Raw genomic sequence first — 13,481 nt, 5'->3', positions numbered from 1 at the left:
TTAAAACATGTGAGGAAATTGCTTTATTACACCCTCAGAAATTGCATCCGCCATTTCTAAAGCTTCTTTCTCAATTTTGTCGTACATTTGAACACCTGATTTATAATCTTTACTCAGGATAGATACCGCTTCAGATTTAGTTAATGCTAGATGTTCATAAAACATTTTCCTAAAACCTTCTTTAGATAAATACGGAATTATACTGTGTAAAAATTCAACAATTTCGTCTGCATTGGAGTACCATTTCCTCTCTGCAATTGATGCGGCGCTTTTGTTACCAGCCTTTGCTGCTTTGACAAGATCTGCAGCAATTACTAAGTGATCTTTTATCAAGTCACTATATTTTCTCGCTATATTTTCACCATAGAAAGGTTTGATTGAATTCCCCATATCCGGAGCGTTTTGAAGGAGACGTGTAATAGCAACGTCCAAATCTGGCAAATTAAAAATAAGGCTAAGGATAACCATTCTTGTCCACGTAACATGTTGTTCCCAAAGTAAACGCATATAACTTTTAAAATCAACTGCAGCCTTACTAATGGAATCATTCCGTGTTGTTGAAAGAACAGGTGTTGGATTCCACATTAAATAAGGATTATCATATATGAAATAACTGGATTGCCAATAAGGATACATAATCATTACACTCCTTTGAACATATATACTCACAGTATGGTAAAATAAAGTCCTATGTTCTAGTTCCAAACACCTTTTTTCAACTTATTAAATCTCTTCTTACTAATTATGATAAAATCTTACTTAATATAGCGCTCGTCCATATTATCATTTGTGAAGCTGGCACAAGAAAAAGCTGCGCGAGCAACGTGCCAAAAAAGCGTGAAATCATAAGCCATCCGAATAGCTTTCCCATCTGCTCTGCCCCAGTTTTTTGCTGCAAGGAACGTTCTGTTAGTATCGCAATGTGAGGGTCAAGAAACAAAGTGGGTAATATCGTGGCAACGCCATTAATTATTCAGTAAGTTGACTTGCTGTTGATGTAAAGAATGGTTCAAAAAAAGTAGCATAAAGAGAGGAGAGAACACCAACTGTATAAATACCAACCAGTAACAACCGTATTTATAAGCATAATTCGTTTCGGTATTCCGCCAATTCGTAGACGATGAAGCATAGCAAATCGCGGTACTGTAACGTAGCACTTCGTAAAACGCAATTTTTGTACATTTGAAACACGCATTACGCTCATAAACGAACCATCTATTTCTAAGCGTCGAATGTTAACCATTCACAACTTTGTAAAAGTGGGATAGAAAAACATTGTTAGAAGAGTCCCTACCGAAGCCGAAAAAAGGATAAGCTGGAACATAGGAAGAGTATAGAATCTAGTGATATAACAGAATCATTTCTATTATAATCTCATTATAGCATGGATTACTTTTCTTAATAATATAATTATTTCCATTTCGTAAAAAGGAATCATCATAGAAATTCTAAGTTTTACAGATTTCTATAACGATTCCTTTACATTTTTCATTTTGAAGATTTATTCCATCCGCTTGATCATGCTTAGCTTTATACAGCAGGTTCATACCGAGCATTGTGCTATGACAAACTCGGAATGAAGGAGATTGCATTACAGGAAGCCAAGCTTGCTTATGAAGCAGTTGCAACATTTCCGCACTCTTATTTTTCTTCATTTATTTTCTAAATTTCCCATTTATTGTACTGTAAATATGACAATATTGAAGAAACAAAACCTTTGAAGACATAAAAAAACGAAGCCATGCTGTGCTTCGTTTTTTCTTATATTTCATTAATGAATTAAAATTCTCCCTAGCTATTTCTAATTACATCGTTGAATGTTTTTGTACATTATATACTTCAAGGCGATTCAAATCTCGTTTACATTCATTTACAAATCCGGATAAATTTTTAATTTGGTCAACGTCTGTACTCTCAACAAAAGCTTTAATATGGTTTGTTATTCCACGAATTTCATGCATAATTTCTTTCTGTTCTCTTTTAAGTCTTTCTGTTTCTTGTCGAAGTAAAAGCATTTGCTCATCTGAACCATTCTTATTTACATTTATTCCATCTGCTGCCATTCCTGATAATTCATAAATACCAGCCATTAACTGATACACACGTTTTTCATTTTCATTATCATCACAAATTGTTTGAAAATTTCTCACCATGCCAGATAATAAATGTACCAAGCTATACTTAGGCTGTTGTGAAATAATTTCTGTATTTTCCGAAAGATCTTGTTTTTTCTTCATATTGGATTCATTCAAATCACTAGCTATTTTTTTATATTCTTGGCCAGGCTTACGACCTGGTTTTTGCTTAATAATATTTTCAAGTGGAAGTTGGTTGTTACGTAACTTGTAGTACGTATTTTGTAATTGATTCTTTGTCTTTGGAAAAATGTTAAGATGCTTGATACTTAGTAAATCTGAAATGGTAATGACACTAATACCATTCTTTTGAAAAAATTGATATATAAATAGAAGTAAATCTAGCTCGGCTTTCAACCATGAATACTTTGATTTCTGATATGTATCCATACCACCTAACTCAGATACTTCTTGTTGAAATAATTCCATCTTGTTATAAAGTGTTATTATATCCTCAAACTCTACTTGTAATGATTGAGACAATTCCTGCATATGCATTCTTTTGATTTCTGCACTATCATTAGACTCAATCAATTTTTCTAATGTAACTGTAATCTCTTCTATAATACGACTTTTATTATGCATATTACTTCCCCCTTAAAATCTCTATCTTTAATTCTTTATAACGAACAAATTGTCATTTCCAATAAATGCCATTTTTATTTTACTATTTTTCACAACTTTTGGTCAACAGCATTCCAAACAACAAGTACAATTCTTTAAAACGAACAAAGTACTTTATACCCCAGTGTTGCTACTAAAATTATATAAAAAAACAGTTAAAATAGCTATACTATTTCAAAAATATTTCAGATAAAATTATAAAATTCCAAATAATAGATATTAAATTATTATAATAGTTCATTATAAAGAATTTTATTAATTCCCTACATCATTTAAATCTATAAAAGTCATTGCAATCCTGTGAGACATACAGTAAAATAACTTGTTGTATGAATAAAACTTTTTTTGAGGATTTATGTAATGGTCATATGAAAAAGAGAAACAGTTTCTGACATATCGTATTAGTAATACGATAAAGATTGATTCTATTATTAGGGAGATTACAAAAATGAACCGTCTGATTACATTCACACAACTTCATCGCCATATATAACCCTTGAACCTAACGTAACTATTACGTGTAGGTACAAGGGTTGTTCCCATTTGTACCTACACGCTTCTATAAAGCCATGTAGGTATTTTTTGCCTTCATGGCTTTTACTTTTTAGGGGATATGTGTACAAACAAAGGAGAGACAAACATGGAAAATAAAAAGTGGGGATTATGGGTCTTAACTGCATTTGTAGTAGGAAACATGGTTGGTGGTGGTATCTTTATGCTACCAGCAAATATGGCTCAAGTAGCAAGTCCAATCGGATCAACAATTGCTTGGCTTACAACTGGACTTGGAGTATTAATGATTGCTCTTGTCTTTGGAAATTTGGCAATAAGACGTCCTGATTTAAAAGCTGGTCCGCAAAGTTATGCACAAGCAATGTTCGCGTCTAAGAAAATGGGGCGCACTGCAGGATTTAGTGTCGCATGGGGATATTGGGCAGCCAATTGGCCAGCTACCGCATCTATTATTATTTCATTTGCGGGATATTTATCAACATTTTTCCCAATATTATCTTCAAAGACGGTCTTATTTTCTATTGGATCACTTGAAGTGCATAGTGGTAATTTAACAACGTTTATTGTATGTTCTGCCCTTCTCTGGGGATTACAATGGATACTCGCAACTCGCTTTACGAGTGCTGGCAAAATTAACTTTGTTGCTACAGCAGCGAAAGTACTCGGATTTGGGTTATTTATCATTTTTACTCTTTTCATTTTTAACGTTGCCAATGTTTCTGGAAGCACATTTGTTAACAGTTCAGGTGAAACTATTTCACTTAGTGGGCAAGTAAACGGTGCGGCCATTTCCACACTATGGGCATTTATTGGTATCGAAGCAGCCGTTATGCTCTCAAACCGTGCAAAATCGCAACAAGATGTAAAACGAGCTACACTTATTGGACTTTTGATTGCAATTATTATTTATATTGGCATTACTCTGCTAACAATGGGAGCACTATCACAACAAGCGTTACGCGATTCTCAAAAACCGCTAGTTGATGCACTTAGCACGGCAATCGGACCTAACGGTGCGGCCATTCTAGCTATTCTCGCTCTCATTTCATTGTTTGGGTCGATAGTAGGTTGGATTGTCGTTAGTGCGGAGGTTCCGTATCAAGCTGCTAAAAGCGAACTATTTCCTATGTATTTTGCAAAGACAAATAAAGGAGGTAGTCCAATCCGTTCGTTAACTATTACGAACATAATGACACAAGTTTTTCTATTTTCTACTATTTCAGGTACAGTTGGACAAGCCTATAACTTTGCTATTATCGTTGCAACACTTGCATACCTAATCCCTTACCTTGTAAGCTCCCTTTACCAGTTAAAACTGGTTATTACGGGAGAAACATATAAGTCAATGGGTGCACGTATAAAGGATGGAATCATTGTAATAATTGCCCTAGTTTATTCCATTTGGGTTATTAAAACTGGTACAGCAGATCTGAAAACATTCATGCTTGGAATAGGATTATTTGTAATTGGTTTGCTATTCTATCCCATTCTCATGCGTAATCGCAATGTACAAAACAAGGACATAAATACAGCATCGTAATCTTCCTAATTTATATAATGATTTTAAAACCATTACAAATATCCGATGAAATAAAAGCGTCCCCTTCTAACTAAAAAAGGGGACGTTTTTATTATAAAGTAAAACATTTCCTCAGCAAGGACTTTCTCTCATTCTTTATTAAAGATTAAAATCACCCTTTACTTGAGTTAATGTGCTGATGCATCACTTACTCCATGACCAGTATTGGATTTTACTAATATTTCATCAAACTTCGCTTCGCTTTCCTTTTTACCCGATAATACAGTGCCAAGGTAAGCTGCAAGAAAACCAAGTGGTATAGAAATTATCCCTGGATTCGATAATGAAATAAGTGGTGTTCCAACAAAAATTGCTTTACCCGCAACCGGATTCCAAACGTTTGGACCAATCGCAACAACGATAATAGCGCTAAGGAGCCCTACTATCATTCCCGTAATAGCTCCAGCTGTATTAAAGCGTTTCCAATAAATTGTGAATAAAATAACTGGAAGATTTGCGCTTGCTGCTACTGCAAATGCTAGAGCTACGAGAAAGGCTACATTAAGTGTTTGTGCAAACAATGCGAGTACAATACTAAGTACTGCCACCCCAATGGAAGCATATCGTGCCATTGCCACTTGTTCCTTTTCTGTTGCATTTCCACCACGGACAATTTCACTATAAAAATCATGAGCAAAGGCGGAAGCAGCCGTTAATACAAGCCCTGCTACTACAGCCAGAATCGTGGCAAAAGCTACTGCAGAAACAAAAGCAAATAAGAAGTCCCCACCTACCATTTTTGCAAGAAGCGGAGCCGCCATATTACCAGCAGGATTTGCTAACACAATTGCATCATGTCCGACGAACGCTGCTGCCCCGAAACCGAGAAAAACAGTCAAAATGTAAAAAAATCCGATTAACCAAGTCGCATATACTACGGAAGAACGTGCCGTTTTTGCATCTCGTACCGTAAAGAAACGAACTAGAATATGTGGAAGACCTGCTGTCCCTAAAACAAGAGCTATATTGAGTGATATCGTATCTAGCCCATTTGTATATTTAATACCTGGATTTAAGAATGATTCCTTATAAGGCGTAGCAGTTGACATTGCTTGAAACATATCCATCACATTAAAATTAAATTTTGCAAATACAATTAGAGAAATTACTAATGTACCAATCATTAATAATACAGCCTTAACAATTTGTACCCAACTTGTAGCATGCATCCCACCGAAAATAACATAAACAGTCATTAACGTACCAACGATAAGAACTGAAGTTGTATAATCAATTCCAAGTAATAGTTTGATAAGAGCCCCTGCCCCTACCAATTGTGCAATCATATAAAAAATCGAAATAGTGATTGTATTCATTGCCGCAACTCCGCGTACTTTCTTAGCATCAAATCGTGCTGCAATCATATCTGCAAGTGTATATTTTCCTAAATTACGGAGTGGCTCAGCAACCAAATATAACACCACAAGATAAGCAACTAGAAAGCCAATGCTATAGAAAAATCCATCAAATCCAGCAAGTGCAATTGCGCCTGCAATTCCTAAAAATGAAGCAGCAGACATGTAATCACCTGCGATAGCTAGTCCATTTTGCCAACCAGTAAGACCCCCACCAGCTGTATAAAATTCACTTGCATTTTTAGTCTTTTTAGATGCAAAGTACGTTATGACCAAAGTACCAAGAACTATAATTAAAAATAATCCAAAGGCTGTCATATTCATTGCGTATCCCTCCCATCATCTAATTGCTTTACTATTTTTTCTGACAAACGATCAAAAGTCCGTGCTTTTTTGCTATACACAATGCAAAGTGCCCACGTCATAATAAACTGAGCAAACGCAAAAATCCATGCCCAAGTAATGGCGCCAACTGCTGATGTATTCAATATTTTGGAATATGACGTTAATATAGGGAGCAAAAAATAAAAGCTTAAAAAGAATAGGGTAATAGGAACAATAAATTTTTTCTTTACTTGAAGTAGCTGTTTAAATTCTCTTGAAGCAGCAACTCTCGTGTAATCATTTTCATTTATTTCCTCTTGAAATTCTTTCTTCACAGCCATAGTGAACATTCCTCCCTTTTATTATGTTTCGGAACTAATCCTTACAACGAAATATTCCCCCCTCTTCGACGTAACCACTTAAAATGTTACAATATTCTGAAACTTATATTCATTCTATTGGATACTCCCTTCTTTTGAAAGGGTTTTCTTTCGACAATTTCCGTATCACATCCATTTTTACCTTAATTTGTAATCAAAACTCCTTGTTGCATAAAAAAAACCGCATATCTGCGGCATATTTTGATTTCTATATAGACATCATTTCCGAGTTTTTTTTAATATTTCATTCTAATTCGCTCTTTGTACGTGTTCTGGGAATTGATTAAAAGTATACAAATTATGTTTATCGATAATATATTCCACTGAAAATACAACTATATCTGCCTGAACAACCTCTCCAATAATTAAACCTAACGTTTCGTGTACAACTGCAAAACTAGTTTTCTGTTCATGCCTAAGTACATTTTCTACAATAGATAGTACAGCATAATAGATAGGGGCGCGATCCTCTACTTCTTTTATGAGCTTCGATGATAATTTAATAAGAATCTCTCGTTCGAAGATTATAGTTCGATACATACATGTATCCTCCCTTTAGTTGAAAAGCTGCATTGCTTTATAGGCAAAATGAATACTATAGGCAACTAATATTATACCTGCTACTGCAGTTACATATCCAAGCATTTTCGGTTTCAAGAGCGTTCGGCCAAAATGAACTGTAAATGCAATATTCAAGTTCCATAGAACAATTCCCACAAGTATACAGAGACTGTAGAGCATTGCTTTGGTTCTACTTACTTCTGTAAGTAAGGTGCTTAATGTACTGCCATATACACCAAACCAAAATACTAAATTTAACGGGTTCGACAATGCAATCAAAAAACCGGTTGTATACGACTGGCGAATGTTGCCTACTGTATCTTTAATATATTCCATTTCACGATGAAAAATCCCTTGTTTTATACTTGTAAAACCTAAATGTAATAAGAAAAAAAATCCTAGTCCATACATAAAAAACTGGACATTCGTTCTCATAAAAAAAGTGGAAAGCCCAAAATAGATGAGAAGCATAAAACAAATGTCTGCAGTCATACCTCCTAATCCAACAACCCATGCATGCCAAAACCCTTTTGCCATACCACGCTTTACCATTTCAATATTGATTGGACCTACAGGAGCCGCTAATGATATACCGAGTACAACTTGTTGAATAATTGCAACTAACATATCCCATTCCTTTCTATACTTGATATTGATAGTAGATGATGCTTGTCTTCTAGATAGAACTGGTAAAAAACATACGTGTAGCGTTTGCCTATCACTGGTAAACTATACAAAAAAAGTGATGTTCGCAGGATTTATTCCTCACAACATCACTTTGCTCTATATGATGATTTTTTTTGTTTATTCTTTAAAATGAAAAGGGCAAGACCCTTCAATCGGTTTACTATCATCACCAATAAAGTATTGCTTCCATTCACGATGATCTGAATCACCATAATGACTAATATTAGGATGCTTCGGAAGTCCATCCCATTTTTCTGTGCGCTCTCTTACTGTTTGTCTTGAATAGGCACCACTCGGTCTATTCCCTTCTAGCCCTTCAAAAATAATACGAGGTTGAAAACCAATCACAAGCGAGCGACCAAGATGTCTCGTTTTACGCCTTTTATAGGCAGGTGCATTTCCAAACGCAAAAATCGGCTCTCCTCCAAAAGAAAATTCCCATAAATGATGATCGGGATTTACAGGAATCTGTCTAGGCCAAGGCTGTTTGTCTTTCTCATGCAAAAACTGAAGCAAATTCCAAAAATAATCGCGATAATAAGAAAGAGACCGTTCTTCTGTTTCTGGCTCTACAAATAAAAATAACCCACGACGTACAAGTGGCTGTTGTTCGATTAACTGTAAAAACTCTAAAAGCGTTGACGGAAGATTACTCCAATCCTTACTTTCAACATACGAATATCGTAATTCATTTCGTTTAAATGCTGTCATTCCAAAATAGCAGGGAAATGTAGGATCAGCAACAATCGTAGAAAATGTTTCAAACTCATCCACCAACCATTTAGGAATATCCCTGCGATTATAAATAGATTGTCTGTCTAAAAGAACGGAATGCTTATTTCCAACCATATGTATACCTCCCTTTATCACTTTCATAACTAAACTTATTATAAAGAAAGCTATACTATGTCTTTCAATTCCACTCTATAGGCATTAAAAATGTATGGTTTTCTCCTTTAGAGACAACACTATAGATACTATATACTGAAGGAGGAATTCTGTATGAGTGAACCTTTTACAGATTTAGAACAGATTTTTCTAAAGGTTGAGACTGCCGAAAAAATGGTTGGATCTGCTACTGTTACTATGGATCCTGAGCTCTTACAACACGCTGCTACTTCCGTGAGTGAAGCAAAAGAACAGTTAGACCTTGTAAAGGCTACAGCCACAGAGTTAGATGAACATTACCTTCGAAGTCAGGAAAAAAGACTTACCCGAATTGAAAAACAATTATTAGAAGCTAATCAATAAAACCGCCAATATGGCGGTTTTTTAATCTCCACTTAGGAATATTGCATTTTCTTTAGGACAGTTCTTTCCCAAACGTTTTTAATTTTTCACCGACTGTGCATTTCTTAATACAAAATGTTTGGGCATAGTGTTTACCATATTCTTTTCGAAAATAACTGTTTAAAAAACAGCCCGTACAATATGTGTCCAACAGTTCATTTATTTCAACGATGAGTTCTTTTTTCCTCATTGCCTATTCCTCCACAATTGCATGACTATCAATAATCGTCCCTTGAAGTGCTTGTGTTGCTAAATGATCAGCTTCATGATTATTTTTTCGTGAAATGGGTTCATATACAAATTTCCACCGTCCTACTTCCTGCTTCTTTTCAATACGATCTATATAGTTCGTTAGGCTTTCTTCATAGCATGGCCATTCACCAGCTAACTGATTCAATACAACCTGGGAATCGCCGCGTAATGTAATAATCTGATAGTTTACATTCAATTCCTCAAGAATTTGTAAGCCAAATAATAATGCTGCATACTCTGCTTCATTATTATTGTCTAGCTCATAAAATTTAAAGTTACGCCGCAAACGAAATGTCTTTTTGTTTTTTGTATAATACAGTACCGCCCCAACGCCTGCTTGCTTTGTCTGTACATCATACCCACCATCAAAGTAAAGAATGATTTCCTGTGGTTCTTCCTCTACTTGTTTTCCTAGCTTTGTCGCTTCTTTTTTCGTCCAGTTTGATCCGAATTCATCACAAAAAACTAATTCTTTCACACGTCCTGTTTTTTCAAAATCAGCTGCAACCAACAATGACTGTTCTAACGTCATATAGTCAGAATGCAATACTGTTTCCAACTGATTTCGTTTATATGTCCAAATTATTTGATATCTCATCTAAATACCCCTTTTTCACGTCTTACTCTATTCACTGCTTATCCATAAATAGAATGCATTCTTATTTGTTCTTTTTTATATTGTATAATACCTTCATTCTTACATACAAAGTTACATGTAAAAAGCAACCAACATATAGCTAATTTGTTCACGATTATTTATTTTTGTGTTCATGTTTTCATATTCATTGTTATAATGATATAAAAACATATTTCTTATTTATGTTTATGTTAAATTAAATGGGATTTTATAAAAGAGAAGGTGTATATACATTGATTGAAGTATATATTGACGGCGCATCAAAAGGAAATCCAGGGCCATCTGGAGCAGGTATTTTTATTAAAGGAATTGAGAAACCCGTTTTTTTATCTAAACCGTTAGGTGTCATGAGTAATCATGAAGCAGAATATGAAGCGTTGCTTGCTGCATTAAACTACTGCTTAGCACATCACTATATGGTTATTTCGGTTCGCACAGATTCGCAGCTTGTCGAACGTGCAATTGAAAATAAACATGTAAAAAATAAGACGTTTTCTCCCCTTCTACAAAGAGCTCTTCATCTTATTGAACAATTCGATTTATTTTTCTTAAAATGGATTCCAAGCCAACAAAATAAAGTGGCTGACAAGCTAGCTCGAAAAGCCATATTGATGAACGGACGAGAAGAGACAAATGCGTAAAGTCGTTTTTGCTCATTTCGGATTATTGTTTATTACTTTTATATGGGGAACAACATTTGTAGTTGTTCAGAAGGCGATTTCTTTAATAGAGCCCTTTACATTTAACGCCGTTCGATTTCTTTTTGCAGGATTGATTCTACTGTTGGCTCACACTTTTTCCCCCAATAAGGAAAAAAACGTGAAACTTGGTCCTGGTATTGGAATTGGAGTATTTTTATTTGGCGGTTATTTGTTTCAAACCTTCGGATTGCTGTATACGACTTCATCCAAGGCTGGATTTTTAACAGGATTAAGCGTTGTGATGGTTCCCTTATTTTCTTATATTTTCTTTCGCCATAAAACGAGCTTATTTGCAATTTTCGGTGTTGGAATTGCAACCATTGGTCTTTTCTTTCTAACAGCAGATGGTTCATTTGCTTTACAAAAGGGTGATATTCTTGTGTTATTCTGTGCGGTTTCATTTGCATTGCACATTATCATAAATGGTATTTTTTCAAAAGAATATTCTCCACTTTTTTTAAGCACCATTCAAATACTAACAGTAGGTATATTATCATCCATTTGTGCAATCTTTTTTGAAGATTACCATCGTATCTTTTCTGTAGCTGTATGGAGTAATCCATCCTTTGTATTTGCCATTCTTATTACAGCTGTTATGGGAACAGCCCTTGCATTTCTCATTCAAACAGTAGCCCAAACATACACTTCACCAACCCGAGTCGCAATTATTCTTTCGATGGAACCTGTGTTTGCAGCTCTAACAGGAGTAATTATCGCAAATGAAATTCTCTCTACATCTGCACTGATTGGATGTTCATGTATTTTGTTTGGTATGATTTTCGCAGAATTACCTACCAAAAGAAAGAAACCACAGGCCGCTGCGTAAGCTTATCCTTCAAGCTTACGAAAAAACGCATGTGCTTGCTTTACATCTGAAATGTTTTCTTGATGAAGACGTTCTAGTAATGCAATAAAATAACTTCCATCAAAATTTCGTTGGTGTTTAAGAGTAGTTTCAATTGCAACAATTACTAATTCATCAGAGGATGCCGTATACTTCTGTCCAAATTCAATAAATCCAAGGGCATCTTTTGACAGTCTAAATCCTTTTGCATGCAAAAAGTATATGTATTCTATCGTTCTCACGAAGCCTCATCCCTTTTCAAATATCCCTTTATCATCATAACGTCACATCTATAACAAAAGCAATTAGGATTTTTACATATATAAAAGACAACTCACCTTTAAAAAGGGCTTCCCTCTTGATACACTTCCATCAAAAGGAAGGCTTTCCTGATTAGAAAGGCTGTAAAAAGAATGCAAACGAGCTAGCATTATGCTCATTTGCATTCTTTACTATAATAATGTTAGCAATGATTGCGGACGATTCCATTCTAATTCAGTGCAAATACGCGATAGTTTGTTTGTATCCATTGTAACCGATGCTTGCTCTAGTTCACACGAGATTGGCAGATCACATTGAATTTTCGCAAGATGAAGAGAAAGCATCAGATTATCCATATCGCTCTCAATTTTTATGCGTTGTACGTTTGAAAGAACATGTAAGTTATCTAAAACTCCTTGTACCGATTGAAATTGTTGAATAAGCTTATACGCAGTTTTCTCACCAATACCTCGTACGCCTGGATAATTGTCACTTGTATCTCCCATAAATGCTTTTGCATGTACAATTTGCCATGGTTGCACGCCTTTTTCTGAAAAAATATCATCCGGAGTATAGAAAGAGTAATTTCCTACTCCCTTTCGCATTAGCATAATTGTCGTACTGTGATCAGAGAGCTGTAATAAATCTGTATCTCCTGTTAGGACGAATACTTCACCGTCCTGATCGTAAAGTTTCGACAGGGTACCAATACAATCATCTGCTTCATAGCCAACCAAGCCAATATTCGGAATCTGCAACATACTTGTCGCTTCTTTTACAAGGCTGAATTGAGGTTTTAATTCCGCTGGTGCTTCGCCACGATTTGCCTTATACTGTGAAAATACTTCCGTACGAAAGGTCGTACTCCCCATATCCCAACAGGCAATCACATGGGTAGGCTGAATTTTTTGCACAGCCGTAAGCAAATGCTTGAGAAATCCGTGGATTCCATTTGTGGGAACACCACTGCTCGTTTTCATATATTGTCCATAAACGCTCGTTGCATAAAAGGCTCGAAACAGTAAAGCCATGCCATCAACGAGTAAAATTTTCTTCAATTGATTTCCCCCCAAAATAAAAAACCTCACGTTTTACGTAAGGTTAAGTTAATTCCCCGCCTGTGCCGTCACCACATATGTCCAAAAACCCGCCCTAGCAGGTGGATGCCCTCACAAAAGTCTTCATCTTCCTTAATCAAGGCTTGACGTCAGCTTTTAAATATCGAGCTTCCGTAGAAATAACGTTGATTTAAACATAAATTAGTCACGAACACTGCAGGACTAAACTATTTGTCCATATAATATCATACTTTTTCATGGCTGTAAAATATCTAATCTA

General features: G+C 35.4%; 18 protein-coding genes, 1 other RNA gene and 1 pseudogene. 4 read left to right on the top strand and 16 right to left on the bottom strand.

Going from position 1 to position 13,481, the window contains the following annotated elements:
* From ACAN53_RS05395 to ACAN53_RS05370, 6 genes and pseudogenes are all read right to left on the bottom strand, one after another.
* Entirely contained in the window at positions 1-636 is a 636-nt protein-coding gene (locus tag ACAN53_RS05395) for an acetylglutamate kinase (RefSeq protein WP_379967809.1), read from the bottom strand.
* Between the two features lie 106 nt (positions 637-742).
* The gene (locus ACAN53_RS05390) at positions 743-970 is read right to left on the bottom strand and encodes a lipid II flippase family protein (protein WP_379970261.1); all 228 of its coding nucleotides are present in this window, start codon (positions 968-970) and stop codon (positions 743-745) included.
* Complete coding sequence (locus tag ACAN53_RS05385) at positions 970-1,071, bottom strand: lipid II flippase family protein (RefSeq protein ID WP_379967807.1); 102 nt, start codon at positions 1,069-1,071, stop codon at positions 970-972. The genes ACAN53_RS05390 and ACAN53_RS05385 overlap by 1 nt, the downstream gene beginning before the upstream one ends.
* Positions 1,072-1,087: 16 nt before the next feature.
* Positions 1,088-1,243: pseudogene (locus tag ACAN53_RS05380) on the bottom strand (DUF2837 domain-containing protein); the annotation flags it as partial.
* 205 nt (positions 1,244-1,448) lie between these two features.
* A complete protein-coding gene (locus tag ACAN53_RS05375) occupies positions 1,449-1,655 on the bottom strand; it encodes a hypothetical protein (RefSeq protein ID WP_379967805.1) in 207 nt (68 codons plus the stop codon).
* A 150-nt stretch (positions 1,656-1,805) separates the two neighbouring features.
* On the bottom strand, positions 1,806-2,720 hold the full coding sequence (locus ACAN53_RS05370; protein WP_379967803.1) for a DNA-binding domain-containing protein: 915 nt from the start codon (positions 2,718-2,720) through the stop codon (positions 1,806-1,808).
* 679 nt (positions 2,721-3,399) lie between these two features.
* Here ACAN53_RS05370 and ACAN53_RS05365 point away from each other — a divergent pair.
* Positions 3,400-4,812 carry an amino acid permease gene (locus tag ACAN53_RS05365; RefSeq protein WP_379967801.1) on the top strand — a complete coding sequence of 471 codons (1,413 nt, stop codon included), beginning with the start codon at positions 3,400-3,402 and terminating at the stop codon, positions 4,810-4,812.
* A gap of 167 nt (positions 4,813-4,979) precedes the next feature.
* On the opposite strand, the gene ACAN53_RS05360 is transcribed toward ACAN53_RS05365, so the two are convergent.
* From ACAN53_RS05360 to ACAN53_RS05340, 5 genes are all read right to left on the bottom strand, one after another.
* On the bottom strand, positions 4,980-6,530 hold the full coding sequence (locus ACAN53_RS05360) for a solute symporter family protein (RefSeq protein ID WP_379967799.1): 1,551 nt from the start codon (positions 6,528-6,530) through the stop codon (positions 4,980-4,982).
* The gene (locus tag ACAN53_RS05355) at positions 6,527-6,871 is read right to left on the bottom strand and encodes a DUF485 domain-containing protein (protein WP_379967797.1); all 345 of its coding nucleotides are present in this window, start codon (positions 6,869-6,871) and stop codon (positions 6,527-6,529) included. Before ACAN53_RS05355 ends, ACAN53_RS05360 begins: the two co-directional genes overlap by 4 nt.
* A gap of 288 nt (positions 6,872-7,159) precedes the next feature.
* Positions 7,160-7,450 carry a hypothetical protein gene (locus tag ACAN53_RS05350; RefSeq protein WP_379967795.1) on the bottom strand — a complete coding sequence of 97 codons (291 nt, stop codon included), beginning with the start codon at positions 7,448-7,450 and terminating at the stop codon, positions 7,160-7,162.
* A 15-nt stretch (positions 7,451-7,465) separates the two neighbouring features.
* Complete coding sequence (locus tag ACAN53_RS05345) at positions 7,466-8,128, bottom strand: LysE family transporter (protein WP_379970260.1); 663 nt, start codon at positions 8,126-8,128, stop codon at positions 7,466-7,468.
* Positions 8,129-8,275: 147 nt separating this feature from the next.
* A complete protein-coding gene (locus ACAN53_RS05340; RefSeq protein WP_379967793.1) occupies positions 8,276-9,007 on the bottom strand; it encodes a YqcI/YcgG family protein in 732 nt (243 codons plus the stop codon).
* Positions 9,008-9,160: 153 nt separating this feature from the next.
* On the opposite strand from ACAN53_RS05340, the gene ACAN53_RS05335 reads away from it, so the two are divergent.
* Complete coding sequence (locus ACAN53_RS05335; RefSeq protein WP_379967791.1) at positions 9,161-9,409, top strand: DUF2564 family protein; 249 nt, start codon at positions 9,161-9,163, stop codon at positions 9,407-9,409.
* Between the two features lie 52 nt (positions 9,410-9,461).
* Here the strand turns inward: ACAN53_RS05335 and ACAN53_RS05330 are convergent, their stop codons facing one another.
* Together ACAN53_RS05330 and ACAN53_RS05325 are read right to left on the bottom strand one after the other, a co-directional pair.
* The gene (locus ACAN53_RS05330; RefSeq protein WP_379967789.1) at positions 9,462-9,638 is read right to left on the bottom strand and encodes a zinc-finger domain-containing protein; all 177 of its coding nucleotides are present in this window, start codon (positions 9,636-9,638) and stop codon (positions 9,462-9,464) included.
* Between the two features lie 3 nt (positions 9,639-9,641).
* Positions 9,642-10,298, bottom strand: a complete 657-nt coding sequence (locus ACAN53_RS05325; RefSeq protein ID WP_379967787.1) for a reverse transcriptase-like protein — start codon at positions 10,296-10,298, stop codon at positions 9,642-9,644.
* A 272-nt stretch (positions 10,299-10,570) separates the two neighbouring features.
* Here ACAN53_RS05325 and ACAN53_RS05320 point away from each other — a divergent pair, with 272 nt between their 5' ends.
* Together ACAN53_RS05320 and ACAN53_RS05315 are read left to right on the top strand one after the other, a co-directional pair.
* Positions 10,571-10,978: a reverse transcriptase-like protein gene (locus tag ACAN53_RS05320; RefSeq protein WP_379967785.1), complete on the top strand. Its 408-nt coding sequence runs from the start codon at positions 10,571-10,573 to the stop codon at positions 10,976-10,978.
* A complete protein-coding gene (locus ACAN53_RS05315) occupies positions 10,971-11,864 on the top strand; it encodes a DMT family transporter (protein ID WP_379967783.1) in 894 nt (297 codons plus the stop codon). Before ACAN53_RS05320 ends, ACAN53_RS05315 begins: the two co-directional genes overlap by 8 nt.
* Positions 11,865-11,866: 2 nt before the next feature.
* On the opposite strand, the gene ACAN53_RS05310 is transcribed toward ACAN53_RS05315, so the two are convergent.
* The 3 genes from ACAN53_RS05310 to ssrS form a co-directional block, all read right to left on the bottom strand.
* Entirely contained in the window at positions 11,867-12,124 is a 258-nt protein-coding gene (locus tag ACAN53_RS05310; RefSeq protein ID WP_379967781.1) for a DUF6123 family protein, read from the bottom strand.
* A gap of 210 nt (positions 12,125-12,334) precedes the next feature.
* Positions 12,335-13,201 (bottom strand): 5'-3' exonuclease, encoded by an 867-nt coding sequence (locus tag ACAN53_RS05305; RefSeq protein WP_379967779.1) that lies wholly within the window; start codon positions 13,199-13,201, stop codon positions 12,335-12,337.
* Positions 13,202-13,250: 49 nt separating this feature from the next.
* A non-coding RNA gene (ssrS, locus tag ACAN53_RS05300) (6S RNA) lies at positions 13,251-13,427 on the bottom strand.
* Between the last annotated feature and the right edge of the window lie 54 nt (positions 13,428-13,481).

The sequence above is a fragment of the Ectobacillus soli genome (genome assembly GCF_042610425.1).
Classification (GTDB): Bacteria; Bacillota; Bacilli; order Bacillales; family Bacillaceae_G; genus Ectobacillus.
The sequence above is the reverse complement of the archived record's forward strand: the minus strand, read 5'-3'. Positions and strand labels throughout refer to the sequence as shown.

What these genes read in the sequence shown, in the direction of transcription:
- ACAN53_RS05340 (WP_379967793.1), bottom strand. Translation starts at nt 9,007, where the DNA reads ATGGTTGGAAATAAGCATTCCGTTCTTTTAGACAGACAATCTATTTAT.
- ACAN53_RS05330 (WP_379967789.1), bottom strand. Translation starts at nt 9,638, where the DNA reads ATGAGGAAAAAAGAACTCATCGTTGAAATAAATGAACTGTTGGACACA.
- ACAN53_RS05370 (WP_379967803.1), bottom strand. Translation starts at nt 2,720, where the DNA reads ATGCATAATAAAAGTCGTATTATAGAAGAGATTACAGTTACATTAGAA.
- ACAN53_RS05335 (WP_379967791.1), top strand. Translation starts at nt 9,161, where the DNA reads ATGAGTGAACCTTTTACAGATTTAGAACAGATTTTTCTAAAGGTTGAG.
- ACAN53_RS05360 (WP_379967799.1), bottom strand. Translation starts at nt 6,530, where the DNA reads ATGAATATGACAGCCTTTGGATTATTTTTAATTATAGTTCTTGGTACT.
- ACAN53_RS05350 (WP_379967795.1), bottom strand. Translation starts at nt 7,450, where the DNA reads ATGTATCGAACTATAATCTTCGAACGAGAGATTCTTATTAAATTATCA.
- ACAN53_RS05375 (WP_379967805.1), bottom strand. Translation starts at nt 1,655, where the DNA reads ATGAAGAAAAATAAGAGTGCGGAAATGTTGCAACTGCTTCATAAGCAA.
- ACAN53_RS05355 (WP_379967797.1), bottom strand. Translation starts at nt 6,871, where the DNA reads ATGGCTGTGAAGAAAGAATTTCAAGAGGAAATAAATGAAAATGATTAC.
- ACAN53_RS05315 (WP_379967783.1), top strand. Translation starts at nt 10,971, where the DNA reads ATGCGTAAAGTCGTTTTTGCTCATTTCGGATTATTGTTTATTACTTTT.
- ACAN53_RS05365 (WP_379967801.1), top strand. Translation starts at nt 3,400, where the DNA reads ATGGAAAATAAAAAGTGGGGATTATGGGTCTTAACTGCATTTGTAGTA.
- ACAN53_RS05325 (WP_379967787.1), bottom strand. Translation starts at nt 10,298, where the DNA reads ATGAGATATCAAATAATTTGGACATATAAACGAAATCAGTTGGAAACA.
- ACAN53_RS05395 (WP_379967809.1), bottom strand. Translation starts at nt 636, where the DNA reads ATGTATCCTTATTGGCAATCCAGTTATTTCATATATGATAATCCTTAT.